Origin of the sequence: Algoriphagus aestuariicola (genome assembly GCF_017254835.1) — a bacterium.
GTDB classification, from domain to species: Bacteria; Bacteroidota; Bacteroidia; order Cytophagales; family Cyclobacteriaceae; genus Algoriphagus; species Algoriphagus aestuariicola.
The window spans coordinates 1-26,100 of the sequence record NZ_JAFKCW010000004.1; the positions used below are offsets into that span (position 1 = coordinate 1).

The 26,100-nt window shown below is 45.8% G+C and carries 26 protein-coding genes; 10 read left to right on the forward strand and 16 right to left on the reverse strand.

Translation table 11 applies throughout. The features are described from left to right. Nucleotides 1–225: 225 nt before the first annotated feature. The 10 genes from J0A67_RS16245 to polA form a co-directional block, all read right to left on the reverse strand. Nucleotides 226–594 carry a hypothetical protein gene (locus J0A67_RS16245; RefSeq protein ID WP_206570445.1) on the reverse strand — a complete coding sequence of 123 codons (369 nt, stop codon included), beginning with the start codon at nt 592–594 and terminating at the stop codon, nt 226–228. A 115-nt stretch (nt 595–709) separates the two neighbouring features. Next, complete coding sequence (locus J0A67_RS16250; protein WP_206570446.1) at nt 710–1,432, reverse strand: DUF6438 domain-containing protein; 723 nt, start codon at nt 1,430–1,432, stop codon at nt 710–712. 165 nt (nt 1,433–1,597) lie between these two features. Next, nucleotides 1,598–2,062 (reverse strand): DUF7684 family protein, encoded by a 465-nt coding sequence (locus tag J0A67_RS16255; RefSeq protein WP_206570447.1) that lies wholly within the window; start codon nt 2,060–2,062, stop codon nt 1,598–1,600. A gap of 145 nt (nt 2,063–2,207) precedes the next feature. Next, nucleotides 2,208–2,846, reverse strand: a complete 639-nt coding sequence (locus J0A67_RS16260; RefSeq protein ID WP_206570448.1) for a hypothetical protein — start codon at nt 2,844–2,846, stop codon at nt 2,208–2,210. A gap of 138 nt (nt 2,847–2,984) precedes the next feature. Next, nucleotides 2,985–3,596 carry a hypothetical protein gene (locus tag J0A67_RS16265; RefSeq protein ID WP_206570449.1) on the reverse strand — a complete coding sequence of 204 codons (612 nt, stop codon included), beginning with the start codon at nt 3,594–3,596 and terminating at the stop codon, nt 2,985–2,987. Nucleotides 3,597–3,703: 107 nt separating this feature from the next. Then, on the reverse strand, nt 3,704–4,426 hold the full coding sequence (locus J0A67_RS16270; RefSeq protein ID WP_206570446.1) for a DUF6438 domain-containing protein: 723 nt from the start codon (nt 4,424–4,426) through the stop codon (nt 3,704–3,706). A 217-nt stretch (nt 4,427–4,643) separates the two neighbouring features. Then, on the reverse strand, nt 4,644–5,645 hold the full coding sequence (locus tag J0A67_RS16275; RefSeq protein WP_206570450.1) for a hypothetical protein: 1,002 nt from the start codon (nt 5,643–5,645) through the stop codon (nt 4,644–4,646). Between the two features lie 61 nt (nt 5,646–5,706). After that, nucleotides 5,707–6,777 carry a tyrosine-type recombinase/integrase gene (locus J0A67_RS16280; protein ID WP_206570451.1) on the reverse strand — a complete coding sequence of 357 codons (1,071 nt, stop codon included), beginning with the start codon at nt 6,775–6,777 and terminating at the stop codon, nt 5,707–5,709. Nucleotides 6,778–7,003: 226 nt separating this feature from the next. Continuing rightward, on the reverse strand, nt 7,004–8,377 hold the full coding sequence (radA, locus tag J0A67_RS16285) for a DNA repair protein RadA (RefSeq protein ID WP_206570452.1): 1,374 nt from the start codon (nt 8,375–8,377) through the stop codon (nt 7,004–7,006). A 104-nt stretch (nt 8,378–8,481) separates the two neighbouring features. Further along, nucleotides 8,482–11,319 carry a DNA polymerase I gene (polA, locus tag J0A67_RS16290; RefSeq protein ID WP_206570453.1) on the reverse strand — a complete coding sequence of 946 codons (2,838 nt, stop codon included), beginning with the start codon at nt 11,317–11,319 and terminating at the stop codon, nt 8,482–8,484. Nucleotides 11,320–11,475: 156 nt separating this feature from the next. Here polA and J0A67_RS16295 point away from each other — a divergent pair, with 156 nt between their 5' ends. After that, nucleotides 11,476–11,787, forward strand: a complete 312-nt coding sequence (locus J0A67_RS16295) for a hypothetical protein (RefSeq protein WP_206570454.1) — start codon at nt 11,476–11,478, stop codon at nt 11,785–11,787. Between the two features lie 110 nt (nt 11,788–11,897). Here the strand turns inward: J0A67_RS16295 and J0A67_RS16300 are convergent, their stop codons facing one another. Beyond that, nucleotides 11,898–12,341, reverse strand: coding sequence for a hypothetical protein (locus J0A67_RS16300; protein WP_206570455.1), 444 nt, complete (start codon nt 12,339–12,341; stop codon nt 11,898–11,900). A gap of 76 nt (nt 12,342–12,417) precedes the next feature. On the opposite strand from J0A67_RS16300, the gene J0A67_RS16305 reads away from it, so the two are divergent. Next, nucleotides 12,418–14,097, forward strand: a complete 1,680-nt coding sequence (locus J0A67_RS16305; RefSeq protein ID WP_206570456.1) for an amidase — start codon at nt 12,418–12,420, stop codon at nt 14,095–14,097. Between the two features lie 85 nt (nt 14,098–14,182). Here the strand turns inward: J0A67_RS16305 and J0A67_RS16310 are convergent, their stop codons facing one another. Both J0A67_RS16310 and gpmI read right to left on the reverse strand, forming a co-directional pair. Further along, entirely contained in the window at nt 14,183–14,740 is a 558-nt protein-coding gene (locus tag J0A67_RS16310; protein WP_206570457.1) for a hypothetical protein, read from the reverse strand. Next, nucleotides 14,740–16,263 carry a 2,3-bisphosphoglycerate-independent phosphoglycerate mutase gene (gene gpmI, locus J0A67_RS16315; RefSeq protein WP_206570458.1) on the reverse strand — a complete coding sequence of 508 codons (1,524 nt, stop codon included), beginning with the start codon at nt 16,261–16,263 and terminating at the stop codon, nt 14,740–14,742. Before gpmI ends, J0A67_RS16310 begins: the two co-directional genes overlap by 1 nt. Nucleotides 16,264–16,400: 137 nt before the next feature. On the opposite strand from gpmI, the gene J0A67_RS16320 reads away from it, so the two are divergent. Together J0A67_RS16320 and nadC are read left to right on the forward strand one after the other, a co-directional pair. Continuing rightward, nucleotides 16,401–16,796, forward strand: a complete 396-nt coding sequence (locus J0A67_RS16320) for a DUF4783 domain-containing protein (RefSeq protein WP_206570459.1) — start codon at nt 16,401–16,403, stop codon at nt 16,794–16,796. Between the two features lie 41 nt (nt 16,797–16,837). After that, the gene (gene nadC, locus J0A67_RS16325) at nt 16,838–17,695 is read left to right on the forward strand and encodes a carboxylating nicotinate-nucleotide diphosphorylase (RefSeq protein WP_206570460.1); all 858 of its coding nucleotides are present in this window, start codon (nt 16,838–16,840) and stop codon (nt 17,693–17,695) included. 167 nt (nt 17,696–17,862) lie between these two features. Here nadC and queG read toward each other — a convergent pair whose 3' ends face one another. After that, complete coding sequence (queG, locus tag J0A67_RS16330; RefSeq protein ID WP_206570461.1) at nt 17,863–18,792, reverse strand: tRNA epoxyqueuosine(34) reductase QueG; 930 nt, start codon at nt 18,790–18,792, stop codon at nt 17,863–17,865. Between the two features lie 133 nt (nt 18,793–18,925). On the opposite strand from queG, the gene J0A67_RS16335 reads away from it, so the two are divergent. The 3 genes from J0A67_RS16335 to J0A67_RS16345 all read left to right on the forward strand — a co-directional run bounded on the left by J0A67_RS16335 (nt 18,926) and on the right by J0A67_RS16345 (nt 21,002). Beyond that, on the forward strand, nt 18,926–20,176 hold the full coding sequence (locus J0A67_RS16335) for a hypothetical protein (protein ID WP_206570462.1): 1,251 nt from the start codon (nt 18,926–18,928) through the stop codon (nt 20,174–20,176). Between the two features lie 7 nt (nt 20,177–20,183). Continuing rightward, on the forward strand, nt 20,184–20,576 hold the full coding sequence (locus J0A67_RS16340) for a hypothetical protein (RefSeq protein ID WP_206570463.1): 393 nt from the start codon (nt 20,184–20,186) through the stop codon (nt 20,574–20,576). Nucleotides 20,577–20,816: 240 nt separating this feature from the next. Further along, entirely contained in the window at nt 20,817–21,002 is a 186-nt protein-coding gene (locus tag J0A67_RS16345) for a hypothetical protein (RefSeq protein ID WP_206570464.1), read from the forward strand. Between the two features lie 102 nt (nt 21,003–21,104). Here the strand turns inward: J0A67_RS16345 and J0A67_RS16350 are convergent, their stop codons facing one another. Then, nucleotides 21,105–23,798, reverse strand: a complete 2,694-nt coding sequence (locus J0A67_RS16350; RefSeq protein ID WP_206570465.1) for a DUF7133 domain-containing protein — start codon at nt 23,796–23,798, stop codon at nt 21,105–21,107. A gap of 244 nt (nt 23,799–24,042) precedes the next feature. On the opposite strand from J0A67_RS16350, the gene J0A67_RS16355 reads away from it, so the two are divergent. Together J0A67_RS16355 and J0A67_RS16360 are read left to right on the forward strand one after the other, a co-directional pair. Further along, entirely contained in the window at nt 24,043–24,300 is a 258-nt protein-coding gene (locus tag J0A67_RS16355) for a DUF6364 family protein (protein WP_206570466.1), read from the forward strand. After that, nucleotides 24,293–24,703, forward strand: coding sequence for a type II toxin-antitoxin system VapC family toxin (locus tag J0A67_RS16360; RefSeq protein WP_206570467.1), 411 nt, complete (start codon nt 24,293–24,295; stop codon nt 24,701–24,703). Before J0A67_RS16355 ends, J0A67_RS16360 begins: the two co-directional genes overlap by 8 nt. A gap of 6 nt (nt 24,704–24,709) precedes the next feature. Here J0A67_RS16360 and J0A67_RS16365 read toward each other — a convergent pair whose 3' ends face one another. Beyond that, entirely contained in the window at nt 24,710–24,937 is a 228-nt protein-coding gene (locus J0A67_RS16365; protein WP_206570468.1) for a hypothetical protein, read from the reverse strand. A 62-nt stretch (nt 24,938–24,999) separates the two neighbouring features. On the opposite strand from J0A67_RS16365, the gene J0A67_RS16370 reads away from it, so the two are divergent. Further along, nucleotides 25,000–26,100, forward strand: a complete 1,101-nt coding sequence (locus J0A67_RS16370; RefSeq protein ID WP_206570469.1) for a vWA domain-containing protein — start codon at nt 25,000–25,002, stop codon at nt 26,098–26,100.

Consider the following 26,100-nt stretch of genomic DNA (forward strand, 5'->3'; position numbering starts at 1 on the left):
AGAGATTCGGCTTTATCTTTTCCCAAGTAGTCCTCGAAAGACTTAACATTGTCCTGCTTGTTATTGCATGAAAACAAAAGTAAAATTATAATTAAGTATCTCATTTCTCCGAAGTATTGTGCCTAACGCTTGTGTAAATGCAGTAGCGCTGAACAAATATATAAATAATCAAAATTCATCAGCGCTATTGCATTTACACATTGTTAGGCGCTTGTTACATTCTCCTCATTTTAATCGGAGTTCGATTTTTCTTTTCTCAATGTCCAATTTAATCCAGTCTGCTGATTTTTCACTGGGTAAACAATCAATCAGATCAGAGTCGTTCGCATATCTGTCAATTGATAAAGGTCCGAATATAATGGTCATTTCATACTCATCTTGTCCATCGGGTCCAATAAATGCATTGGTAATTATTGTTCCTGTTTTTAGCAGCACTTCTTTGCTCAATTGAGATTCAACAGAAGGATACACAATACCATCGCACCAAAGTCCTTTCAATTGGCTGTCCTCCGAATTTTTAAATGTCCGTCCTATGTGGTACTCCAGGTGTTCGCAAAAATCCTTGTTGAATGATTCTGTATTATGGGTGTCCATCTGTCCTTAGTAACTTGCGCCTAACGGTCTGTGTATGCGCTGTGGCTTTTCCATCTTATAAAGTTAAAACTATTTTCGAAGCTATAGCGCATACACTTTGTTGCCGGCAGTTATTTTATATCAGGTTTCTTTCTCTCAAATCGTTAATTATTAAACTAAATATTCCTTTTAGTCTAAATGGAATATACGACCCAGTTGTTCTAAACACAATCCTTTGCCCGTTTCCATAAGATATTTCTATGCCAAGAGCCCAGTCGTCAATAGCACTATTTACTTTACTTGTGTCCAACTTGTGTATGTAAGTCCACTGAAACAAACTGTCAATTTTTCTTTTCTTTTCTCTCTCAATTGTAAACGTTTTTTCTTTATCCACCTTGCAATTATTAATCGGTTTGAATTGAATCAGTCCACTGTCAGTAATTCTTAGATTGAATTCTGGACAATCACCGAAACATTTTCCAGCGGTCAATTTTATCTCATTAAATTTTAATTTCTCAACGAACTCTAGCTGTCGAGAGTAGTATTTGTCTTCAAAAATTCCACCAGTAAGAATCAAACTGTCTTTGGTTAATTTTTTTATTCGCCTCGTCTTATTAATCTTTTCTCCAAATTCGCTAACGATAATTGTGTCCCCGTTAACTAAAAATTTTCCTTCTTGAGTAAGTCCACCGTCATGGATTGTATACAAAGTGTCATTTTTAAACTTGAGTCCAAAGTAGTCAATCGTTATCTCTTCTGGATTTTCAATAAATATCCAATCACCATTAATTGTTGGTGATTCAATTTTATTCTCAATCGAACAACCTATTAGTAATAGTCCTATGATTAGTAGTCTCATATGTCCAAAGATAATTGCCGGCAACGGAGCCGCTAAGAAACGTGGGGCTTTCAGAGTTCTTATCTGTCCGCCCGTGACAAACTAAACTACGAAGTTCTATGCTTGCTTTCAGTTCATGTCGCCCCATGTTTTCTTAGCGTTTGTTGTAGCACGTTTTTTTATTTTTTATTCTGGAATCCATCCATTTTCAAATCGTTCAAGTATTTTCTTCAATTCATTACTTCTGTCGTTTCCTTTCAGGTCGGTACAGATTATTGAAATGTTGTCTAAGTCAGCTGTCTCTGGTAAACAAGTTGCGAAGAAACAGTCCCAAAATGTGTCTGCAAGGGTTTCGTCATTGTGCCAAGTAGTCATTACTGAAATCGGCTCGTGATTTTCAACAACTTCCATTTGAGTAATAATTTCATCAAAAAGGTCATGAATTTTTTCTCCAAACTTTCCATGTCCTTTAAATTCCAAAATTCCGTTGTCAATTGAGTGTCGAACGAGTTTTTCAAACTTCTGATCATTTGGATCAATGTCCGAAGTTGCAAGACATAACCAATCCTTTTTTGGCAATTGGTCAAGCTGAAATTGGTCATAGTCGAACCAAAATACTTGTCGAGTTTGATATGTTCCGATTGGTTTCATTCTAATGTGCTACAACGCTAGTATATAAAACGTATGCGTTTTAAAACCTTCATCTTTGTCCCACGTTGCTGACGAAATTTAACAGCACGCACTTTAAGAACCTACAATACAGCATATGTTTTATATACATTGTTATAGGGCGTTTTTATTTCTGTCCACCAAGCCATATGCAGCCTCTCTTAAATGAGTATAGTTCGGTTGTCTCGTCAATCTTAGTTGTCCTGTGTGGCTTTCTTAAAGTCCTTGTAAACCATTTTTTAGATTCTTCAAAATCTGCCAGGGTTGAATAAAGTCCAGGTTCACCAACTTCATTATTGTCAAAATGATCTTCGTCTACACGCCAGTCCCAATTTAAATTTTCAATTCTACTTTTTATAGGACCGAAATTGTTGGGTTCTAATCTCGCAATATTGTCAGACTTAAAAAAAATATTTTCATAGTAGGAAATCTTGTCACCAACAGCACAGACAACTTGCGATTTTGAAAAACGTGGTTCATAAAGCCAAATTTTAAGATAGTATGATTGTCCTATTTTATCCAATTGTTTTTTCCATGAATCATAGATATCAATTAGACCACTTAACATTAAATATTTGGTCTTTCCTTTTGGCTCAGGTATGGCACTATCTATAATTGAAATGTCACACCAAGGATGCACAACAATGTCGATATGGTCTCCATTATACTTTTGAATTAAATCAAGTCTTAGGTCAAGATTTTTCAATCTCCATTCTTCGATATGCTTATGTCTTCTTCTGTGTCCTCGTATTTTTTGTTGTCTCACAATGTCGTCTTTAAAATGCCCTATAACGGGTCGCAGCTAAGAAACGTGGGGCTTTTCGAAGCAACTTCCTCTCCGCCTGTGACAAAAGTAGCTACGAAGAACGGAACTTGGGGTAACTACTGCCCGCCCCATGTTTTCTTAGGTGCTGTTAGCTACTGTTTCTTTTATTTTTATTTCATTAAATAGTCCAATTTGGATCAGAATAGCACTAGTCCACCAAGCATAATAAGTTCCACAATTGGAAAACCAAAGTCCAATATCATATTTTTGGAATCCCATATCTGCAACAAATTCCATCGTACAATTTCTGTCATTCAAAAACAAATAAGTCAATATTACAAGAACGACAAACGATATATACCAAGTCCATTTTTTGCTTTTTATAGATTTATAAATTAACCAAATAAAAAGGAATGTCACGAGAAGAAATGGATATAAAATCGAGGTAGCTCCAATTCCTAAAAGTGATCCATCGTCTGCTAAAAAGTCAATAAAGTGGTCAATTAAATCAAGTTGAGTCAAAAGTAGAAATGTAGAAAGATAAATTCCGATTAAATACTTTTTCATAAGAATCAACAAGAGAATAATAGGGAAAAGCAATAATCCATAAATGCCGTATCCTATTTGGTTACTTTTTGCAAAACTTATAATTGTTGCAAAGTCATAACTGGTTAATCTACTTGGTAAGAAAAACGACAACAGAAAAATCAGTACTGCAATTCCTATCAATATTTGTGTCGTTCTTGTCATTTTAAATAGTAGCTAACGGTCTGTGTATGCGCTGTGGCTTTTCCATCTTATAAAGTTAAAACTATTTTCGAAGCTATAGCGCATACACTTTGTTGCCGGCAGTTATTTTATATCAGGTTTCTTTCTCTCAAATCGTTAATTATTAAACTAAATATTCCTTTTAGTCTAAATGGAATATACGACCCAGTTGTTCTAAACACAATCCTTTGCCCGTTTCCATAAGATATTTCTATGCCAAGAGCCCAGTCGTCAATAGCACTATTTACTTTACTTGTGTCCAACTTGTGTATGTAAGTCCACTGAAACAAACTGTCAATTTTTCTTTTCTTTTCTCTCTCAATTGTAAACGTTTTTTCTTTATCCACCTTGCAATTATTAATCGGTTTGAATTGAATCAGTCCACTGTCAGTAATTCTTAGATTGAATTCTGGACAATCACCGAAACATTTTCCAGCGGTCAATTTTATCTCATTAAATTTTAATTTCTCAACGAACTCTAGCTGTCGAGAGTAGTATTTGTCTTCAAAAATTCCACCAGTAAGAATCAAACTGTCTTTGGTTAATTTTTTTATTCGCCTCGTCTTATTAATCTTTTCTCCAAATTCGCTAACGATAATTGTGTCCCCGTTAACTAAAAATTTTCCTTCTTGAGTAAGTCCACCGTCATGGATTGTATACAAAGTGTCATTTTTAAACTTGAGTCCAAAGTAGTCAATCGTTATCTCTTCTGGATTTTCAATAAATATCCAATCACCATTAATTGTTGGTGATTCAATTTTATTCTCAATCGAACAACCTATTAGTAATAGTCCTATGATTAGTAGTCTCATATGTCCAAAGATAATTGCCGGCAACGGTTAGTATATGAAAAGTAGGCGGTTACGAAGCACTAAACTTTCGGTTATGCACATACTTTGATACGAAGTAAAAGCCTTGATTTCACTACTATTTTGCCTATTTTTTATATACATTGTTGGCATTTCGTTTTTTTCAGAATTTAAATTTCATTTTATCTCTTTTGCCTAATTAATATAAGGCTGAGAACTATTATTTTAAAGGTCGTCTAACTAATTGGACGTTCTTGTCTACATTAAATGTGTTCACTTCTCTTGACTGGAATTTATTTTGAGTATGATATACATAACCAACTTCTCGTCCTAGAAGCTTACTTTCTTCTTCCATTAGCTTTATACGTGCAGGTTCAGCTTTAATTATACTCTTAAATGCACCTACAAAGTCTCCACTTCCAAGAGAAGTTAATAATCCGGTGCCCATATTAATAATAACTTCAATTATTGAATTTCGAGATTTAAGCTTATGTATCTTGTATTGTCTGTTATATTCACTTAATAGATAATCGTATTCATCTTTAATTTCATTTACATCGAATTCGGATTTTGAGACCTTGTTAATCCAATTAACCAAAGCGAGGTACTTATTTCTAATTTCTTCGTCAGATTTGTAATCTAATATTGCCTCCCAAGGAGTTCCTGGTTCAGGTTCAGGTATATCACCCAAAATCAAATTTATGACATTCGCCTTCTTATTCTCTATAGGGGTAGTTGGATTGATTCTCAGAAATGGATAGAAGTCATCATTTGTCTTTTTACTCAGATAAATGGCATCTAAGCGTGCCGATAGATCGCTTGCTAAGAAATTATCAAAAAAGAACTCTTGTCTTAATTTTTCAATTTCTTCTGGGGTGTAATCTGAAAGCTTTACTTTTTTCGACTTTTTTGAGTTTGGTAAAGAAAAATTTGAAAGAACATTTTTTAATTCTAGTTGAATATCGTTGACGGTTTTATTGTTTTCAGGATTATCAAATTTTTCAAAATTATAAGGAAATACTTCTATGACTTTCTTATCAATTAGATATTCCATTGTGGTTTTTTGATAATTTAAGTATTCAGGAGTACTACCCTCAAAAAGAAGACTTAAGGACGCTTCGCAAACATAAATTTTATCATAAAGCAATGATATCTTCTTTAAGTATGGTTCGTCTAAAAACTCGCTAAATGTCTCAAAGGGATAAACAATATTCTTTCCCATAAATGTGATTATTAGATTGTCAGTTCAATGAATGCCAACACTTGTGTTTACAGCATTCCCGCTACCTTATTGCGTCTATATCGTCCTTGTCCACAGGCCTTCGGGGTTCTGATGTGACCAAATTAATAATTTCGTCTATCCCGTCAAGAGGACTTTGAATAGTTTTGTTGGAAATAGACAGCACATGGGTATAGATTTCGGTTGTCTTACTGCTTTCATGCCCCAGTAGGGCCTGGACGTAGCGTAGATTGGTCCCCTTTTGAAGTAGGTGGGTAGCAAAGCTATGTCGTAGCGTGTGCACAGTCGCCCAGGGATTGGAGTTGCTTTTCTCTACTGCCCGCCTAAAAACTGCCTGAATGCTCGTAGAGGAATATTGTCCACCCTCCTGCCCTTCAAAAAGCCAGTAGCTAGGTTTATATACTTTGTAATATTGCCTGAGAAGTACCAGCAATACTGGCGAAAGTACTGTTTTTCGATCTTTTTTGTTTTTGGCGCCTTTGATGAAAATGTAGCCTTCGTCGGAATGGATGTCTCGGTTCCTCAGTTTAATTGCCTCGCTGATTCTCAGTCCTGCACTGTAAATGAGCATCAGGATCGCCCGATGCTTGAGATTGTCCACACTTTGTAGGATTGCTTTTACCTCTTCCTGACTTAGAATATTGGGCAGGGTCAAGCTTTTCTTTGGGCGCTGGATCTCATAAGTCGTTCGCTCTCTACCCAGCACGTGCTCGTAGTAGGCTTTAATCGCATTTATCAGCGTGTTCTGAGCGCTCTCCGAAATCTTATATTTGGTAATCTGATGATATACGAAGGCTTCTATTTCTTCCTTGGTGATGTCTGTTAGATCCCGGCTTTCAAAGAATCCTAAGAACTGCGACAAGGAAGAAGCGTAATTCTTTACCGTGGAAGGACTGTAGGCTTTTAGCGTGAGCTTCTGCTCCAGATCAGCCAATGCCTGAATAGATTGCCCGTTTAAGGCTTTTACTGGAGTGGATACCTTTTTTTCATCCTGTTTGATTTCAAACTTGCCCCGATAGACCCGTTGAAGCAATTCCCAGTTTTCTTTGGTATTGACTAGACTCCAGAGTTTTTGTTGGGGATGGTAGTAGCTTGTAGCCAATTTCTTTAACAATTCGCGTTCAGCTTTAAGCTGATAAGGTATGAAAACCTTAAACCGGCCAGCTCTGTGATGTGGCATAAACAATAAAATCCGATCCATAGCTTTTTTGAAAGCTTAGGTAGGAAATGAAAAATCATTAGCCGGTAATTAGTCGATTGTAGTCGAATGTAATCGTTTGTTGTCGAATAATTCCCCATCGTGGTTTGTGTTCTCACAGACCCACTTACTCCATTTTTCCCTAGAAAATCTGCTGATACATCTCCTCCAGCTTGCTCAGCGCAACGACTTCGATCTTGTATTTGCTTAAGTCGAGTCCCTTGACCGCATATTTGGAGACGACAATCTTCTTGAAGCCCAGCTTCTCTGCTTCCGCGATGCGGTTTTCTATGCGCGAAACCGCACGGATTTCTCCACCCAAGCCTACTTCTCCCGCGAAGGAAATATGCTCAGAAACAGGCGTATCCTCATAGCTGGAGATCAAAGATGCGCACACCGCCAAGTCTAGCCCCGGATCGTCCACACGAAGACCTCCAGCCACATTCAGAAATACGTCCTGCTGGCCAAGTCGCATTCCACCTCGCTTTTCCAACACGGCCAAAAGCATATTGAGCCGCTTGGCGTCATGGCCGGTGCTGCTGCGCTGGGGCGTGCCGTAGGTCGCCGGACTGACTAGAGACTGGATCTCGATGAGCAGTGGGCGGTTGCCCTCCATCATCGCGCCGATGGCGACTCCATTGAGCACTTCCTCGCGCTGGGTAAGCAGGATCTCGGAGGGGTTGGACACGGCGCGAAGACCCTCGGCTCGCATCTCGTAGATGCCCAGTTCGTGGGTGGAGCCAAATCGGTTCTTTGAGGTGCGGAGTATGCGATAAGTCAGGTGTCGATCTCCCTCAAACTGCAGCACGGTGTCCACCATGTGTTCCAAGACTTTTGGGCCGGCGATGGAGCCGTCCTTGGTGATATGCCCGATCAGGAATACAGGCGTTCCCGTTTCCTTGGCAAATTTCATCAGCTCAGCCGTGCACTCTCTGACTTGGGACACCGATCCCGCTGCCGATTCCACATACTGGCTGTTGAGTGTTTGTATCGAGTCGATGACCAAAAAGTCCGGTTTCAGAACCTCGATCTGCTGGAAAATCTGCTGGGTGTTCGTCTCGGAGAGCACGTAGCAGTCTGGGTTTTGGGCTTCCATGCGGTCTGCCCGCATCTTGATCTGCGCTTCGCTCTCCTCGCCGGAAACGTAAAGGATGGTTTTTCCCTTCAGCACCAAAGCGATCTGCAGCATCAGGGTAGACTTGCCGATACCTGGTTCCCCGCCGATCAAAACCAGCGAACCCGGTACGATCCCGCCTCCCAGCACCCGATCCAATTCCGGATCGCCAGTCACCCATCGCGCTTGTTCCTCGTACTTGACTTCGGCGATTTTCTGGGGTGTGCTGGCTTTCTTCAAAGTCGAGCCAGACGGTTTCCAGCTGCCTTTTCCACTTTCCTCCTTTTGGATGATTTCTTCCACGTAGGTGTTCCACTCCCCGCAAGCGGGGCATCGACCGATCCACTTGGGGCTTTGCGCGCCGCAGTTTTGGCAGAAAAAGGAGGTTTTGGTTTTGGCCATTTTTGGATGGTGATTTTTGATTTCAATATTTGGCAATCCTAAGTAGAAGACCTTTCGACTCCGCTCAAGGTGACAAAAAAGGCTAGTGGCTAGAATTCAATATTTTAATGCGCCTGTAGCCAATCCGTACCCACGCCGACTTCGACCTCGATGGGTACGTTGAGTTTGATGGCATTGGACATCAGGCTGGGGATATGCTGCTTCAGCAAGTCGATTTCGTCCTTGTGTGCGTCGAATACCAATTCATCGTGCACTTGGAGGATCATCTTGGACTGGAGTTTTTCTTTTTTCATCCACTCGTGCACATGGATCATGGCGACCTTAATCAGGTCGGCGGCTGATCCCTGGAGAGGTGCATTGATCGCGTTTCGCTCGGCAAAGCCGCGGGTGGTGATATTGCGGCTGTTGATGTCACGCAGGTAGCGACGGCGACCGAGGATGGTTTCGACAAATTCTGTTTGCTGGGCCTTTTGGATCGCTCCGTCCATGTAGTCTTTCACCGCGGGAAACTCCATGAAATAGGCGTCGATGATTTCCTTGGCTTCGGCCCTTGGGATAGACAATCGCTGGGAAAGCCCGAAAGCCGAGATTCCGTAAATGATCCCAAAATTGGCCGTTTTGGCCTTTCTTCTCATATCGGAAGTGACATCTTCCAAAGGCACTTTAAAGATCTTGGCAGCGGTGGTGGAGTGGATGTCGCGGCCGTTTTTGAAAGCGTCCAGCATGGATTCGTCTCCCGAAAACTCGGCCATGAGCCGTAGCTCGATTTGGGAATAATCCGCAGAAAGCAGGAGATGATTTTCATCCCTTGGTACAAAAGCCTTGCGGATCTCGCGTCCCCGAGCTGTGCGGATTGGAATGTTTTGCAGGTTGGGGTTGATGGAGGAAAGCCTTCCGGTAGCCGCCACAAATTGGTTGTAGGTCGTGTGGATTCTGCCGGTTTTTGGATTGATCATAGTTGGCAAAGCATCCACGTAGGTGGACTTCAACTTGACCATCTGTCGGAAATCCAAGATGGCCTCGGCAATTGGATGCTCGTTGGCCAGCCTGCTGAGAATCTCCTCTCCCGTGGCGTATTGGCCGGTTTTGGTCTTTTTGGCCTTGGGGTCGAGTTTCATTTTTTCGAAAAGCACATCACCCAATTGCTTGGGTGAGGCGAGGTTGAAGCGCACACCAGCAAGCTCATAGACTCGTTTTTCAATTTCTTTACTTTCTGTGTCCAGAAGCACAGAAAGCTCCGCCAGGCTTTGCGTATCGATACGAACTCCCTCAAACTCCATTGCCGCCAGCACCTCAATCAGCGGGTTTTCCACCTCGTCAAAGAGCTTGGTCAGTCCATTGGTATTAAGGATTGGGTCGAATTTCTCCTTCAACCTCAGCGTGATATCGGCGTCTTCGGCAGCGTATGCGGTGACTTCGTCCTCGTCCACGTCCCGCATGTTGCTTTGGCCTTTTCCTTTTTTGCCAATCAGTTCGGTGATGGAGACAGGCTTGTAGTGGAGGTATTGCTGGGCCAGCCAGTCCATGCCGTGCTTGCCGTCTGGATCGATGAGGTAGTGGGCCAGCATGGTGTCATAGATTTTTCCTTTGACTTCGATACCGTAGTTCTTTAGCACCAGTATGTCGTACTTGATGTTTTGGCCGATCTTGACGATGGACTCATTCTCGAAGAAAGGGCGAAGAAGTTCAAGTACTCCCTGAACTTCTTTTTGGTCCTCCGTGACAGGAATATAGTAGGCCTCTCCCGACACATAGGAAAAGGAAAGTCCCACCAATTCGGCTTTCATCGGGTCTAGGTCGGTAGTCTCTGTGTCAAAGCAAACTTCATCCTGAAGTAAAAGGTAGTCGACCAACTCCCGAACCTGCTCTATTCCTTTGATTTTATGGTAGTTGTGTACATTTCCCCAAATGGTGTCCAAGACGGGAGGCGGGCCGATTTCCAGTGTCGTGTCGGGAGCATCGCCTTCGGTTTCAATCGTTACAGTTGCCACGGGAGCGGCGGGTGCGCCGAAAAGGTCCATTTGGGCGGGCGCGTTGATCGACGCTTTTTTGGCACCGGGATCCTTAAAAATCCTCGCGGCCAAGGTTCTGAATTCGAGTTCGGTGAAGATCGCCCTCAGTTTTTCCTCGTCAAATCCCTCGTAGCGCAGGTCCGCCTCGTCAAAGTCAACCGGTACATCGATCTTGATCGTCGCGAGCTCTTTGGACAAAAGGCCTTGCTGCGCAAAATTCTCCACATTTTCCCTTTGCTTGCCCTTGAGCTTGTCCACGTTGGCGATGAGGCCTTCCACGGTGCCATATTCCTTTAGGAGTTTGACGGCGGTCTTTTCGCCGATTCCAGGGATCCCGGGGATATTGTCCACCGCATCGCCCATGAGGCCGAGGATGTCCCTGACCTGATCCACATGGCTGATATCCCACTTGGCGCAGACCTGCTTTGGCCCCATGATGTCTACCCCATTTCCCAAAAAGGAAGGCTTGTAGAGAAAAATGTGCTCGTCTACTATCTGCCCATAATCCTTGTCCGGGGTCATCATGTATACCGTAAACATTTCCCTTTCGGCCTTCTTTGCCAAAGTTCCAATGATATCGTCGGCTTCAAAGCCGTCCAATTCCAAAAGCGGTATCCTAAAAGCCTTGACGATTTCCTTCACCCAAGGGATAGCGGTGGTGATATCCTCTGGCTGTTCCTGGCGATTAGCCTTGTAGGGTTCGTACTGCGCATGCCTAAAAGTTGGGGCTTTGGTATCAAATGCCACCCCAATGTGTGTAGGTTTTTCCTTATCCAATACCTCGACCAGTGTGTTGGTAAAACCCAGCATGACTCCGGTGTTCAATCCTTTGGAGTTGATTCTGGGGTTTTTGCTAAAGGCAAAATGAGCCCTGTAGATCAGGGCCATCGCATCGAGTAAAAATAGCTTACAGGCTTGTTTTTGGGACATTTCTGGACTTTCGTTTAAAATTCGGGAAGGGGGGAATAAGGCTTCTAAGTTACAATTTTTCCGGTACGGGCTTTCCCGGATTTGTTTTTCGGACAGGAGATGACGCAGCCTTGGAACCGATTTTGCCTTTTTACGGCAGAACAACAGCCAAGCATTATGAAAAACTTTATCCTATTACTCGCACTTTTCTTTACCGTCAACGCCGCTGACGCGGCTATTGATGCTAAGCCCGGCAAGACACCCAAAACAGAACTGACGGAAGCCCAGCTGATCCGAAAGGCAGAAATGGAAGCCCGCCTCGCGGAAATCAAGGCGATGGATTTCAAATCCATGAGCAAGTCCGAAATCAAGGAAATCAAGGAAGAAATGAAGCTGATGAAAGAGGAAGCTAGAGCAACCGGCAACGGGATCTACCTCTCGGTTGGCGCTATCATTATCATCATCCTGCTGCTGATCTTGCTTGTGTAAAAAGGCTTTAGTCCTTTATATCAATCGGGAAGATGGTTTGTTTTCGACACCGTCTTCCCGTTTTTTTTTGGCTAGCTGGGAAAAGAGATTTTTGTCTCCGTCGCTTCAATCTATTTCGGAGCTTCGGATTGGTTTAGGTAGTTTCTTACTTGCAGTGCCCGGAGAAAAGTCAAGATCAGCGGAATCAGCCAAAGGAGTTCATTAAAGACCAATTGGAAAATGCTCCGCTTGTTCCATCCCAAATCGGGCGCAAAGCCCAAGGTAAACCAGCTTGCTGAGATAAGCTTTCCGGTGATGCCGGCCAAGATCAGCCAAACCCAGCTGACCGGGTAAAAAGCGGAGACAAAGATCACCAGGCCAACCACCAGTCCAAAGGAGCCGAAATAGTTGGAAGGCATAGCCTCAAGGTCAGCGCTTCCCATTGCCATCCATTTCAGCAGCTCCAGCCCAAACCACTTGTAAAAAGCCGACCAAGCAATCGTGTAGATGCCTGCCAAAAGCAGCAGGCCTCGAAAATGCATGGGGAAAATGGGGAAGGGCGGTTTTTGGTCCATGGGGTATTTGATTTGTTGGGCGATTTCAACACCTTACGGATAGTTGATTTTTTTGGCATCGTTACAAAACTATCCAATGAAACTTAAAAACCGCTCGCAGTCCCGCGCTTTTCTGGCTTTAGGCGCTATGGCATTCCTGGCTTTGGGATTTACCTTGGGAAGGAATGCGGGGGAAATCACCCCTGCTACCATTGATTCCGCCGGCGAGCTGATCGGCCTGACCTTTTCTCCCCAGGAAAAGGACAGCATGGTCAATACACTCACGAACCAGCGGAATAACTTTGAAATCCTTCGGCAAACCAAGCTGGAAAACTCCGTAGGACCTTCGCTTGTTTTCAATCCCTTGCCGCAGGGCTTTTTCCCCAGCCAAGTGCAACAAGAATACGATTGGGGACTAACGACCTCTGTGGCCTTGCCATCTAAGGAAAGCGACATTGCCTTTTTGCCAGTCCATCAGCTGGCAGTTCTGATCAAAAACAAACAACTCAGTTCTGAGCGTCTCACCCAGATCTACCTTGATAGAATCAAGACCTATTCAGATACGCTCCAGTGCCTAATCACGCTCTTGGAGGAGCCTGCTTTGAAGCAAGCCCGAGCAATGGATGCCGAATTGGCGGCTGGAAAATACCGCGGTCCACTGCATGGCATACCCTATGGGGTCAAAGATCTGCTGGCCGTAAAAGGAACCAAGACCACTTGGGGCGCCAATCCATATAAAGAACAAAGTATAGATGAGACGGCTACGGTGGTCCAAAAACTGGAAGAAGCCGGAGGGGTTTTGGTTGGGAAATTTACGCTTGGCGCGCTGGCCATGGGAGACGTGTGGTATGGAGGCGTGACCAAAAATCCCTGGAATCTGAAGCAAGGATCGAGCGGTTCTTCGGCGGGATCGGCTTCTGCGGTCAGTGCCGGTTTGGTCCCCTTTGCCATTGGTACTGAGACTTTGGGGTCGATAGTTTCGCCTTCGACGCGCAACGGAGTGACGGGCCTTCGGCCGACTTTTGGCCGGGTCAGCCGGCATGGAGCGATGGCGCTGAGCTGGTCTATGGATAAGATCGGCCCGATATCCAGATCGGCAGTTGACAATGCCATCGTACTCTCGATCATACATGGAATCGACGAAAAAGATCCCTCGACCATTCCCTCGGCTTTCAACTATTCGGCAAGAAACGAAGTCAAACAACTCAAGATCGGCTACTTCAAATCCTTTTTTGAAGGGGACCGCCCAAACCTAAAAAATGACCAGGCTGTGTTGGAGGTGCTGCGGGCGCAGGGCATCGAGCTTCACCCGCTCGAGCTCAAGCCCAGTGTCAACCCCGCACCGATTGTGAATATGCTGATGGTTGAGGGTGCAGCGGCCTTTGACGAGTTGACCAGGTTGGATCTGGACGATCAGCTGGTGGCGCAGCATCGCAATGCCTGGCCCAATATTTTCCGCTCGGCAAGATTCATTCCGGCAGTTGAATATGTCCAGATGAGCCGGCAGCGTACGGTTTTAATCCAGGAGATGCATACGCTCATGAAGGATTATGATGTGATCGTTACTCCCTCCTTTGCAGGGCAGCAGCTTCAGATTACCAACCTCACTGGCCATCCGGCCCTTTGCCTGCCCAACGGTTTTTCAGAGAACGGAAGTCCTACCTCCATCACGCTTCTTGCCAATCTTTTCGATGAAGAGAAACTGATCATGCTGGGAAGGCTGATCCAAGAGAATTCGGATTGGCAGGCCAAGCGACCTCCGATGTTTGACCAATAAGAAAACCGGAGACATTGCCCTTTTGCTGATCCGAACGAAAAAGATCCGCCAATTGGCTTGGCGGACTTTTTTCTGAATTCAGATTTTATCGAATCGCCCCGGAAATCTTGATATGGGTAGGGTCGAGGAACCAAACCTTTTGGGTGGTTTCGATAGCGTAATGGTCTATCTTTTCTGTGGCTTGATTCATGTAGAGCTCTCCGACGGTTATACTTGAGAAAAAGAGATTTTTATCGGTGGTGCGGATACTGATAGCTACAGGATATTCTTTGATATACCTGATTTTTATCTCCTTCACTTTTCCCTTTGAGTCTGGCAACAGCCTGTGGATAAGGTATTCCCCCTCGGTCTCTGTGGAATAAGAAAGCGCAAGTGCGGGGGTATTGATATCGGCGCTGTAAAACGCCTCAAACTCCTCTTTCCAATCTTGCAGGGAAAATGTCTTGTCCACCGTAGTTTCCTCGCCGTTGATTTCTGAAATCTTGGTGACCGTCGCACCGTCCAGCTTGGCTAGCTCCAAATCCACAAAGCCGCTCAGGTTGAAGTAAGGCAGCTTCTCCATTTTTTTGTCGGCTTGGCCTGATGTACAGGAAAAGGCTGCCCAGATGAGCAGCCCGAATAGCAGTTGATTTTTCAGATTCATTAGTTTAAGAGGATATCTCCGGTCATTTCTCCCGGGATAGCAATACCCATCAGTTTTAGAATAGTAGGCGCCAGGTCTCCCAATTTACCATCTTTGACTCCGAGCTGCTCCTGATCATCCACCATGATCACGGGGACGAGGTTGGTGGTGTGGGCGGTATTTGGTGTGCCGTCTTCGTTGATCATCATATCTGAGTTGCCGTGGTCGGCAATCACGATAGTCGTGTAGCCATTGGCCAGGGCGTTGGTGATGACGCTCTGGGCACATTCGTCCACGGCCTCGCAGGCTTTGACCGCGGCGTCGAAGTCACCCGTGTGGCCTACCATGTCGGCATTGGCAAAATTGAGGCAGATAAAATCAGCGCTTTTCTTTTTCAGCTCCGTGTTGATCTTGGAGGCGATTTCATAGGCACTCATTTCCGGCTTGAGGTCATAGGTAGCGACTTTCGGCGATGGGCAGAGGATTCTGCTTTCTCCGTCAAACTCCGTCTCCCTTCCTCCCGAAAAAAAGAAGGTCACGTGGGGATATTTCTCAGTCTCGGCGATGCGGATCTGCTTTTTGCCCGCTTTTTCCAGTACCTCGCCAAGTGTGTTGTTGAGGTTGTCTTTTTCGAAAAGCACCTGCACTCCCTGAAAAGTGTCGTCGTAGTTGGTGAAGGTGACGTAGTCGACGTGGAGCTTTTTCATGTTGTAGTCCTCAAAATCTTTCTGGGTGAGGACTTGGGTGATTTCCCTACCTCTATCAGTCCGGAAGTTGAAGCAGATCACCAAGTCGCCTTCCTCGATGGTAGCGAGTGGTTTGTTGTTTGGTCCTACATGGATGATGGGGCGGATGAATTCGTCGGTGACATTATTGTCGTAGGATTTTTTGATCGCGGCGAGGATGTCTTTCGACTTTTCGCCTTCTCCTTTCACCATGGCATCGTAGGCGAGCTTCACTCTTTCCCAGCGGTTGTCTCGATCCATGGCATAATACCTGCCAACCACGGATGCAATTTGGCCGGCGGAGTTTTGGAGGTGTTGCTGCAGGTCTGCCAAGTACTTGATGCCTCCTTTTGGATCGGTGTCGCGACCGTCGGTAAAAGCGTGGATGAAGACCTGCTCCATGTTGTGGAACTTGGCTGCGTCGCAGAGGCCTTTGAGGTGTTCTATGTGGGCATGGACGCCACCGTCAGAAACCAGTCCGATGAAATGCGCTTTTTTGCCGGCGGCTTTGGTTTTGGCAAAAGCCTCGGCCAAGACCGGATGGGTATTGAGTTCACCGTCGGCTACGGCAAGATTGATTTTGACCAAGTCCTGAAAAACGATCCTGCCGGCGCCAATGTTCATATGGCCTACTTCGGAATTTCCCATCTGACCTTCGGGAAGTCCCACTGCAAGTCCGGAAGCTTCTAGCTTGGCATGCGGATATTTGGTGTAAAGGCTGTCCACAAATGGCGTTTTGGCTTTGTCAATTGCAGAAACCGCTGGGTTGGTAGCGATGCCCCAACCATCCAAAATCATCAATAAAACTTTCTTGTCCATGCGGCAAATATATTACTTTTCAGTCCAAACTTCCCCCCGGTATTCAATTGTAAGCGCACGTATCCTGCTTTCTTTTCGCTCGGGGAAATAAGATCCGCCTCGGTTTTTTTTGGCTTGGAATTTGCCAACTAAGGCTGATGCAAGTGCTAAGTCTTATTTTATCGGTTTTCCTTTGGATCTCGGTTCCAGAGCTAGAAGGAACTCCGGACGCCAATATAGGGCCTGTCGTATCTGCTCTGGAAAGTGGTTCCAGCAGCGATTTGGCTCGTTTTTTTGACTCCAGCATTTCCATGAACGTCAATGGGCAGCAAGGCGAGTACTCCAAAAACCAAGCGGAGATCGTCCTTCGTGATTTTTTCAAGAAGCATCCCTCCCGCGGTTTTGCCTTGGTATTCCAAAACGAAAACCCAGGCAGTCTCAGTACCTACGTAGGAGAATATTCCAGTAGCCAGGGCAAATTCCAGGTTTTTATCAAGGTTTCCCAAAATGCGAGTGACTTCCGGATTTACAGCCTGGATTTTGTAAAAAGTTAACCGCGAATGCTCAAGCCAGTAGTTTTGGCTATTTTTGCGGCATGAAGCCAAGTTACCTCAGTTCAGACGCCCTCCAGAATTTTATCCAATTGGCACTCTCAGAAGACATCGGCCCCGGAGACTATTCGGCTTTGGCTTCAATTCCCGCCGACAAAACTGGGAAGGCCCAACTCCTGATCAAGGATGATGGAATCTTAGCCGGAATGGAGCTTGCTGGTGAAATCTTCAAAGCCGTTGATCCGAGACTTGAGGTTGAATTTTTGAAAAAAGACGGGGATGAAATCAAGGCTGGTGACATAGGATTGATGGTGACTGGTCCTTCCGCTTCCATTCTTTCTGCAGAGCGATTGGTGCTCAACTGCATGCAGCGCATGAGCGGTATCGCCACCAAGACCCACCGTCTTACCCAACTGATTTCGCATACCAAAGCCAGGCTGATGGACACCCGCAAGACTACGCCAAACTTCCGCCTGATGGAAAAGTGGGCGGTATATATCGGTGGAGGCATCAACCACCGCTTTGCGCTTTATGATATGGTCATGCTTAAGGACAACCACGTGGATTTTGCCGGTGGCATACGAGCTGCAATTGAGCGTACCCAGGCCTATTTGGCCGAAAACAAGCTCGACTTGAAGATCGAAATTGAAACCCGTGATCTGAATGAAGTGCGCCAAGTATTGGAGGTCGGCGGCGTGGACTACATCATGCTCGACAACATGGACTATGCGACCATGCGGGAGGCTGTGCGGATGATAAATGGTAAATATCCTACCGAGGCTTCCGGGGGAATTACCGATGAGACACTCGCTCCAGTGGCTGAATGCGGCGTGGACTTTATTTCCATGGGTGCCTTGACCTACTCGGTTACAGCGCTGGACATGAGCCTGAAGGCGGTTTGATAACAAAGACGAAGAAAGCATCTGGCTGCTCTTCTCTCGCCAAGACGCTAGAGACGCAGAGAAATTGAAAGCCAAGACCTTCCTTTCGGTTTCTCTCTTTGCGCCTTTTCGTCTCTGCGAGACAACCTGTTTTCTTGCCAGAGAATACAAGAGGGGGGCATTCCCTGCTACTTAAGAAAATCCACATTTCTTCTCAGTCCCGCATACTTCGCGCGCTTGACAGCCGATTTCGCAAAGACCCGCTTGAAGGTTTCTTCGGTCATTTCCTTCCATTCCCTTTGTGAAAAATCCAACAGCTCGGGGCTGGGTTGGAATCTAGGCTCTTGATTGGGTTTGGAAAAGCGGTTCCATGGGCATACGTCTTGGCAGATGTCGCAGCCAAAGGCCCAGTTTTCCATTTTCCCAGCAAATTCATCCGGGATCGCATCCTTCAGTTCGATAGTCAGGTAGGAAATGCAGCGTGAGCCGTCCACTGTTCCGGGATTTACGATGGCATCGGTGGGGCAGGCATCGATGCAGGCAGTGCAGGTGCCGCAGTAGTCTTTGGCCAAGGGAGTATCCGGAGCGGCTTCAAGATCGATAATCAGCTCTGCGAGAAAGAAAAAACTCCCCATTTCCCGATTGAGCAAGAGGCTGTTCTTCCCCAGCCAACCCAGACCTGCTTTCTGAGCCCACTGCCGCTCCATTACCGGCGCTGAGTCTACAAAAGAGCGCCCATTGATTTCCCCGATTTCTTCCCGGAGACTTTCGAGAAATTCGGTCAATTTCTCTCGGATCACGAGGTGATAATCCTCGCCGTAGGCGTATTTGGCCAGCTTGATGTCGGATTTTCCTTCGGAAAGCTTCTGGCTCGGATAGTAGTTGTAGATCAGGGAGACGACGGTTTTGGCGCCTTCAACGAGCTGGGTGGGGTCGAGGCGCTTGTCAAAATGGTTGGCGAGGTAGCCCATCTTGCCCTGGTAGTTTTGGCTTAGCCAATGCTCCAGTCGGGGGGCCTCTGACTCCAAGAATTCCGCCTTGGCTATGCCGCAGTAGTCAAAGCCCAGCCGCTTGGCGGTGGACTTGAGGATAGCGGCGTTTTTTTCGGCGGAACTCATGGGGCAAAGATAGGGGACTTGGCTTGTGGGCCAATTCCTGAAAAGCATATGAAAAAATTGATTCCTAGATTTGATTTTTTATTCCGAAATAATTAGACTCAAAAAATTTTTAACCACACTTACCTAATATTTTATGAAAGACAATTTTGCCCCCCCTAATTACAATTTTCTGATCTTGCCCATCTTAATGGTGATTTTAACTATCTTGGGATTTGCCTGCGTAGAAAACAATGAAACCCCTGAAATTAATAGGGTGTCGAATATTGCCGATCTACAAAATTACGTCAGCAAGAATTTCCGTTTTTCGGAATTGGATGAAACAACCCTCTCTTGGTCTTCCGCCATTTTGAAGGATAGTCTAGAGAAAACGTTTTTTGATATTCCTTTTGGGCAATCCTATGATTCATCGGATTTAGCTTACATCTTTAGGTTGACTGGTGAAATGAAAAATTCGGAAGTTTTAAGCTCCCAAATCGTGCGGATGCAGACTTTTGATCAAGACCTTTCGTTTAGGGATTTGGAAGGAGAGAATGCCCACGAAAACTTCAATGGGATCAAAATATTTTATTCCATTATTGGTGAGTTTGCTTACTATGAAATTTACAAGGACGGAGTTTCTGCCCAAGTAGGAACAGACATTCAAAGCAAGGCTACTGAAAATAGTAAGGGCTTCGGGTATGAAAACTTCAATATGCCAGTCGGAGATTGCGGACAGATTACTAATAAACATTGTGAAAGAGTCTGTTATTACTTTATGTCTGGTGCCGCAAAGAAATATTTTGCCTGTTCCACTTGGGAATGCTCAAGTACAGTAGTAGACGCTTGCCCTGGTGGAGGCGGGAGTGGTGGAGGATCTGGTTCCAATAGCTATAGTACTGATGAAAAAGCTAACTTCAAGTATCCGCCTGGCTCCAATTACGAAACGGAGTATACTAAGCTGACGGAGTACATCAAAAATAAAATCCCACTTTTGAAGACAAACTCAACGATTATTAATGCCATCCAAGGGATAACTGGTCTTACGGTGGAAGAGATTCAGCAAGATTTTGAATGGGGGGAAGGCCCAACAATCTGGGTGGAACAATTGGATAATTATGCTCCAAATACTTCTAGCAACACATTGGCGTTGTTTGACCCCACCCATCCAAATCGTCTATTTATTGATGAGGACTTAGTAATGGAGCTAGAAACTGGGTCTTCGATTATGAATTCAGACGCGTTAATATTTTTAATTGGAGTTTCAATTCTGCATGAGTATGTACACTACGGTGATTTTAATCAGGGTGTGTACAATGAAATTGAAGAGGGAAATCTATTTGAAGAGTCTGTCTATGGAACGCGAATTACTAGAAGTAATGCAGGAGATTTTATTTTAAAAAGATGATAGCACTATGAAGCAACTAATATTTCTAACAACTTTACTTTCACTAAGATTGATTGAGCTTCCTGTTTGTAAGGATTGCCCATTGGAAACGGCCAAGATGATCCAGCAGATGCTAGACCACGAGCGCTTTGATAATCACAGGTCAAGCAGAAGGCAATATTATATCCAGAAAAATGACTTAATTCCCGCCAATCTTGATATCGAATTTGGGAATAAAAAAATTCTAGTAACTAAGGCTGATACTGGGGCAGTTTTCAAAGTCAAACGTTTGGAAAATACAGAGGATGGCAATCCTGTTTTGAGTCTTTTTCTTGTCAACGACAATTTGGACGCGTGGAGCACTTTCGAATGCCAAGACGGTGTGTGGAAAATGGCCAGTTTCAAATACGTGGTCTATTGAAAAACTAACATGAAGGAGCCGAAATCCTAAGCGCGAAATCCCATGCACATCAAATTAGCTCTAATCATGTTTTTCTCTGTTGTCACATTCAGGCTAGAACTTCCCTGTACGGTGGAAGCGATGCTGTAGCAGGTTTTGGCCCAGCAGCTATTTGATTCCCAAAGAGGATCAGACAGCGACTATTATTTGTTCGAAAACGAGTTGACAGAGGGATGTGAATCCGTAAAATTTGGAGCAAAGATGCTTGAGCGCTCAAACTCCAGAGAGGGAAACGTGTTTGTCATCGAAGGGCTGGAATTCGATTCCCTGAAAAATCAGGCAAATATGAAGGTTTTCCTGGAGGGTGAAAAGCTATTGATCAATGCATGGTTTCTGCGATCGGGGGAAGGGTGGAAGCTTGAAAAGCTGAGTTTTGTTGAGACTTGAAAGCTAACAAGTAAAACAAAGCAGCCCGAGACACTCTTTCTCGGGCTGTTTTGCTTAAATAACCTCGGTCTGTGGGGACACAGACCGGATGAGCAGAGGCTTTTACCTCGCGTAGATTTTCAGTTGTCGCATCGCCCAAGGCTGATCGCCTTTTTCGGTGGTTTGGATTTTGAGGAATCGGCCTTTTGCCTGTGCTTTAAGTCGGAGGGTGTTGAGGCCTTTTACACCGGTTCCACTGCCGACTTCGGTCCAGCTTTTTCCATCTGAAGATACGGAGACGGTGTACTTTATTGGGAACTGCTCAGCGCCGGAGTCAAATTCCAATTCTGCGAATTGCTGGTCCTTGGGAAGCTCTACTTGGAACCACATGCTCGGCTCTTGGGCTGTCTCAGTCTTCCAGCCCTTGAAGCTAAACGCATAGGAAGGATCTTTGGTCGAACCCACTCCCTGAAGTGCGGTGCTGCTGGCACTTACTTTCCAGTTGTCTTGCGGGAAAAGTGCCTTTGGAATCTCGCCTACCAGCTCGTCGTAATTGTAATTGGATTCACGGCTGGCAGTTTCCTTGCGAATTTGCGCGACATAGTCCGGATCGACGAAACTGCCTTTGTTGCCAAACTCATTGCGGATGTAAGATACCACCGAGGCAACCCACTGGTCGTCATTGCTGCTCATGGAGATCATCACGCCCTCATATTCTTTGCCCTCGATAGCTCCCGTGAGTCCATGAAGTAGGGTTTTCACGGCATATTCAGGATGGCCCATGATGCGGGGTGAACCAGAGAATGCAGGCGCAATCAGTTCTCCTCCACCGGTTGGAGTACCCAGGCCTTTTGGACCGTGGCAGGTAGCGCAGTAGCTGTCAAAGATGGTTTTGCCTTGGGCGAAAAGCGCCTGTTCTTTAGTACTGTACTTTGTAGCCGCTGCTTTCTTGGCTTCGGCTTCTCTTTCCAAAAGTTGGGATGCAACCAATTGGATGCCTTTCGAATGGTTTGTTTTGAGGCTTGACTGTAGTAGCTTTTCCACGTCGTCGATTTTCAGCAAATACGCGCTTTGTACTGCCTGGATCGCCACTTCTGGATTGGAATCGGAGGCAAGACCGCGGTAGTCTTCCGCTAGACTTTTCTCCCCGTATTTGTAAAGTGTCTCGCTGGCACGCAAAGCTTGAATGCGAATAGCCGGGCTTGGATCTTTCATCAGCTTTCTCACCAAATCGACATTCAGCACGCCCAGGCCTTCCAGCGTCCAAAGCGCATGGATTCTCGCCAGCTCGTTGGAGGAGGAGTTCACCATTTTTTCCAATTCACCAGCTACCGATTTGTCCTGGCGGAGGATGATATTTTGCTGGGCTTGGTCTCTCCACCAGCCGTTGGGATGCTCGAGGTGCTTCACCAGTTCGGCCGTCGTCTCGTCATACATGCGCGGCTTCTCTTTGCTTCGAGGCATGCCCTCATAGGTCAGTCTCCAGATCCTTCCGTTGCCGATGACGTCATCCATTTGGTACTGCTGGATCTTGGTACGCAAGTAGCTGCCGTCTTGAGTCCAGTTCCCCTCTTGGATGATGCCGCGATACATATCGACTATGTACATAGTGCCATCCGGAGCGGTGGCCATGTCCACGGGTCGGAAAAGAGGATCGGTGGACTGGATAAATTCCGATTCGGAGTCCTTGTATTGGTTTTGGAGGTAGGTAAGGCCTTCTTTTTTGTCGGATCTGACCTGTCGAACGATTCGGGCGACCGGCTCTCCATAGAAGTATTGTCCGACCAGTTCCTTGGGCAGCTTATCACCGCGGAAGACATCATTTCCTGCCGACCCGGTTACATTGTTGAGCGAACCGTCAGGTTTGGTTTCCCGCATTCCCGGCTCGAAGTCGGCTAACTTCACCAAGCTGTATGGCTCGCGGAAGCCTTCTTGAAACTGGCCCTCTACGCGAAAGTTGCCATAAACCAACGGAAACTGGAAGCTTTGCGGTACGCCCCCGGCCCCGTCTTGGAACCACATTTGGCCATAGTTGTCTTGCGTTACGCCCCATTGTCCCCAAGGATTTCCCGTAGGCTCCTGGATGACTCCGTCGGGAGTCCAGCGAATTCTTCGGGAGTTGTAGGTGCTGTACATCCAGTTGTCCATGGTCCAGGTGAGGAAGGAAGTTTGGTGCTCCACGTTTCCGGATCGGCCTAGGCCTGTGGCAAAAAGCTCCTTTTTGTCGGCTTTACCATCGCCGTCCGTGTCCGTGAATTTGTAGACATGGTCCTCGTTGGACTCCATGGAAAGGATCGTGTTCGGTCCAAAAGGAACCACGAATCTTGGGAACACCAAGCTGTCCAAGAAGACGACACCTGTCTCATACACGCCATCATCGTCCTTGTCTTCCCATCTTGAGATCCTGGAAGTCGCAAAAAGTTCTCCGTTGGCATCGATATCCTGCATATAGCTTCGCAGCTCCAGCACGTACATCCGCCCATTGCCGTCAAACTGGATCGCCGCAGGTTCGCGGATTTGCGGTTCGGAGAGGATGGGCTCCATCTTATAGCCAGGCTTCAGCACAAAGGATTTAGCTTCCTCGTTTGCGGAAACCGGGATTACCGGCGGAGCCGGGGTTAGATCGATGCCTTTCCAGCGGGGAGACTCCATGTCCGCATCTGCGGGAATCTCAATGGCTGGGTAGGGAGCTTCTGCCCGTTTGGGATCCATGCTTTCCGCAGGGGAGATATCAAAAGGCGATCTCTCCGGAGTACAGCTGGCGAATGCCACCAGGGAAGCGCAGGAGAGCACAAGGAGTTCTTTGGATAAATGCATCAACAATAGGGTCTGGTCCTGGCCGAAAGATTTGCAACTCTGGCCATTTGGTTTTTTGGAAGGGGCCAAAATAGTCGATTTTGTCCTGAAGTAGGTACCGCAAAAGTAATTTTTCGGGCTACTGAACTTTCGAGATGATTGAAAAGACATGGCTGGTCACTTTAAGTCCCGTCAAAGAAATCGGGGCAGGAATTCAGCACTTTCCTGGGTTTTACACGTATCTTTATTTTAAACACGTGTATTTATGAAGACGAAACTTACACTGACGATCAAGAAGGAAATCGTAGAACAAGCGAAAAGAAAAGCAGCGAGCCGAGGAATCTCTCTGTCCAGACTGATAGAGGAAATTTTTGAGAAAGATGATGCGGACCTTCAGACCTCGGAATCACAACTTGCCGCCAAACGGCTGTTGAAAAGATTGGAGGAAATGGAGGCCACCCGGGCACCCCAAGAATCCGAAAAAGTCGCTTTGACCCGTTATTTGAAAGAAAAATATGGTTAAGATTTTTTTGGATACCAATGTGGTCTTGGACATTTTGGGAAAAAGGGAGCCTTTTTACGGGGACGCTAAATCGTTTCTAGAGCTACACGCCAATGGCCTTGCAAGGCTCCAGATTGCCGAATGTAGTTTGGGCAATCTTTACGACTTGGCCTTCAATGTTTACAAACTCCCTCATGCCGAGTTTACGATGAGTGAGCTCATTATGGCTTGCGAGATCGTGTCCGGCGGAAAACAGGCGATTTATGGGTCGTTGAACTCAACTTTCAAAGACAAGGAAGATGCCTTGCAATACTACACGGCCCTGGCCAACAAATCCGACTTTCTGATCACTAGGGACAAAAAGGATTTCAAATATGCCAGCGATATTCCGGTGATGACTCCCAATGAGTTTTTCTCTTCCTAGTCCAGCTCAGGTTTTTCGCTTCATATCAGGCCTGTCCTGGTACCACTGTTCTTCAAAAGTCTCCGGAATGTCTACTGGGGCAGCGAGCACCCTCCAGACCATCCAGACAATCAGGATAGGGCTGGCCAAAAAAATCCCCCAGATCAGGAGATGGGCGATATCAATCCTGATCAAGGTGACAAAGACGATCAAAATCCCCGTCACAATTCCCACACAAGTCAAATCGTTTTTCATCTTTTCGGGAATTTTCTCTGTTATATTAAACTCGAATAGCCCACCTCTTGTTATCTCTCGGTATGAAAGGATTTCGGTTTACACAATATGTACCTCCTCAGGATCCTGAGAAAAACACCTTCGAAAACCTCCTGAATATCTTTTTGCAGTTGGTGACGATGACAGGAGGTGATGCGGCCGAGGCACTTAGCTGGCTGAGCAATCTGGATAAGCGCTATGGTCTTACCAATCCAAACTACGGCATCGGTGATTTTATCGAAGAACTGAAAAGCAAAGGATATCTCACAGAGGAAAACCAAAAAGGTGAATTCAAGATCACCGGAAAGTCGGAACAGACGATCCGAAAAAACGCACTGGAGGAAATCTTCGGGAAACTGAAGCGGGGAAAATCCGGGCAGCACAAGACGACCCACTCCGGCATTGGCGACGAACGCGGAACTGATCGTCGGGCCTTCGAGTTTGGGGACAATCTGGACCAGATCGCATTAACAGATTCTTTGAGAAATGCCCAAGCAAACCATGGCTTTTCTGGAGATTATCTACTGACTGAGGACGATCTGGAGGTGATGGAAAATGAGCAAAGGTCTCAGACCTCCACCGTGCTGATGATCGACATTTCACACTCCATGATTCTCTACGGGGAAGACCGGATCACGCCTGCGAAAAAGGTTGCGATGGCGCTGGCTGAGCTGATCAAGACCCGCTACCCAAAAGACACCTTGGACGTGATTGTCTTCGGTAATGACGCTTGGCAGATTGAAATCAAGGATCTGCCTTATCTCCAAGTCGGCCCTTACCATACCAACACGGTTGCTGGACTGGAGCTGGCGATGGACCTGCTGAGAAGGAGAAAGAATCCCAACAAGCAGATTTTCATGATCACCGATGGGAAGCCTACCTGCCTGAAAGTCGGAATCAAATACTACAAGAATGCTTTCGGCATTGATAGCAAAATTTTGGGCGAAACCCTGAAATTGGCTGCCCAATGTAGAAAGCTAAAAATACCGGTGACTACCTTCATGATCGCGTCGGACCCCTATCTGAAGGAATTTGTGAAGGAATTTACCAAAGTAAATAATGGGAACGCTTACTACAGTAGCCTCAAGGGGCTCGGCGACCTGATTTTTGAAGATTATAGACGAAACCGAACCAAACGTTTTTAA

Excerpts from the sequence above, each read along its gene's own strand:
- J0A67_RS16295 (WP_206570454.1), top strand. The coding sequence starts at position 11,476 with ATGAAAAACTTTATCCTATTACTCGCACTTTTCTTTACCGTCAACGCC.
- J0A67_RS16275 (WP_206570450.1), bottom strand. The coding sequence starts at position 5,645 with ATGGGAAAGAATATTGTTTATCCCTTTGAGACATTTAGCGAGTTTTTA.
- J0A67_RS16360 (WP_206570467.1), top strand. The coding sequence starts at position 24,293 with ATGGTTAAGATTTTTTTGGATACCAATGTGGTCTTGGACATTTTGGGA.
- J0A67_RS16320 (WP_206570459.1), top strand. The coding sequence starts at position 16,401 with ATGCAAGTGCTAAGTCTTATTTTATCGGTTTTCCTTTGGATCTCGGTT.
- J0A67_RS16245 (WP_206570445.1), bottom strand. The coding sequence starts at position 594 with ATGGACACCCATAATACAGAATCATTCAACAAGGATTTTTGCGAACAC.
- J0A67_RS16300 (WP_206570455.1), bottom strand. The coding sequence starts at position 12,341 with ATGGACCAAAAACCGCCCTTCCCCATTTTCCCCATGCATTTTCGAGGC.
- J0A67_RS16270 (WP_206570446.1), bottom strand. The coding sequence starts at position 4,426 with ATGAGACTACTAATCATAGGACTATTACTAATAGGTTGTTCGATTGAG.
- queG (WP_206570461.1), bottom strand. The coding sequence starts at position 18,792 with ATGAGTTCCGCCGAAAAAAACGCCGCTATCCTCAAGTCCACCGCCAAG.
- J0A67_RS16255 (WP_206570447.1), bottom strand. The coding sequence starts at position 2,062 with ATGAAACCAATCGGAACATATCAAACTCGACAAGTATTTTGGTTCGAC.
- J0A67_RS16305 (WP_206570456.1), top strand. The coding sequence starts at position 12,418 with ATGAAACTTAAAAACCGCTCGCAGTCCCGCGCTTTTCTGGCTTTAGGC.
- J0A67_RS16355 (WP_206570466.1), top strand. The coding sequence starts at position 24,043 with ATGAAGACGAAACTTACACTGACGATCAAGAAGGAAATCGTAGAACAA.
- J0A67_RS16370 (WP_206570469.1), top strand. The coding sequence starts at position 25,000 with ATGAAAGGATTTCGGTTTACACAATATGTACCTCCTCAGGATCCTGAG.
- J0A67_RS16350 (WP_206570465.1), bottom strand. The coding sequence starts at position 23,798 with ATGCATTTATCCAAAGAACTCCTTGTGCTCTCCTGCGCTTCCCTGGTG.
- J0A67_RS16310 (WP_206570457.1), bottom strand. The coding sequence starts at position 14,740 with ATGAATCTGAAAAATCAACTGCTATTCGGGCTGCTCATCTGGGCAGCC.
- J0A67_RS16345 (WP_206570464.1), top strand. The coding sequence starts at position 20,817 with ATGCTTGAGCGCTCAAACTCCAGAGAGGGAAACGTGTTTGTCATCGAA.
- J0A67_RS16335 (WP_206570462.1), top strand. The coding sequence starts at position 18,926 with ATGAAAGACAATTTTGCCCCCCCTAATTACAATTTTCTGATCTTGCCC.
- radA (WP_206570452.1), bottom strand. The coding sequence starts at position 8,377 with ATGGCCAAAACCAAAACCTCCTTTTTCTGCCAAAACTGCGGCGCGCAA.
- J0A67_RS16250 (WP_206570446.1), bottom strand. The coding sequence starts at position 1,432 with ATGAGACTACTAATCATAGGACTATTACTAATAGGTTGTTCGATTGAG.
- J0A67_RS16340 (WP_206570463.1), top strand. The coding sequence starts at position 20,184 with ATGAAGCAACTAATATTTCTAACAACTTTACTTTCACTAAGATTGATT.
- J0A67_RS16265 (WP_206570449.1), bottom strand. The coding sequence starts at position 3,596 with ATGACAAGAACGACACAAATATTGATAGGAATTGCAGTACTGATTTTT.
- J0A67_RS16365 (WP_206570468.1), bottom strand. The coding sequence starts at position 24,937 with ATGAAAAACGATTTGACTTGTGTGGGAATTGTGACGGGGATTTTGATC.
- polA (WP_206570453.1), bottom strand. The coding sequence starts at position 11,319 with ATGTCCCAAAAACAAGCCTGTAAGCTATTTTTACTCGATGCGATGGCC.
- gpmI (WP_206570458.1), bottom strand. The coding sequence starts at position 16,263 with ATGGACAAGAAAGTTTTATTGATGATTTTGGATGGTTGGGGCATCGCT.
- nadC (WP_206570460.1), top strand. The coding sequence starts at position 16,838 with ATGAAGCCAAGTTACCTCAGTTCAGACGCCCTCCAGAATTTTATCCAA.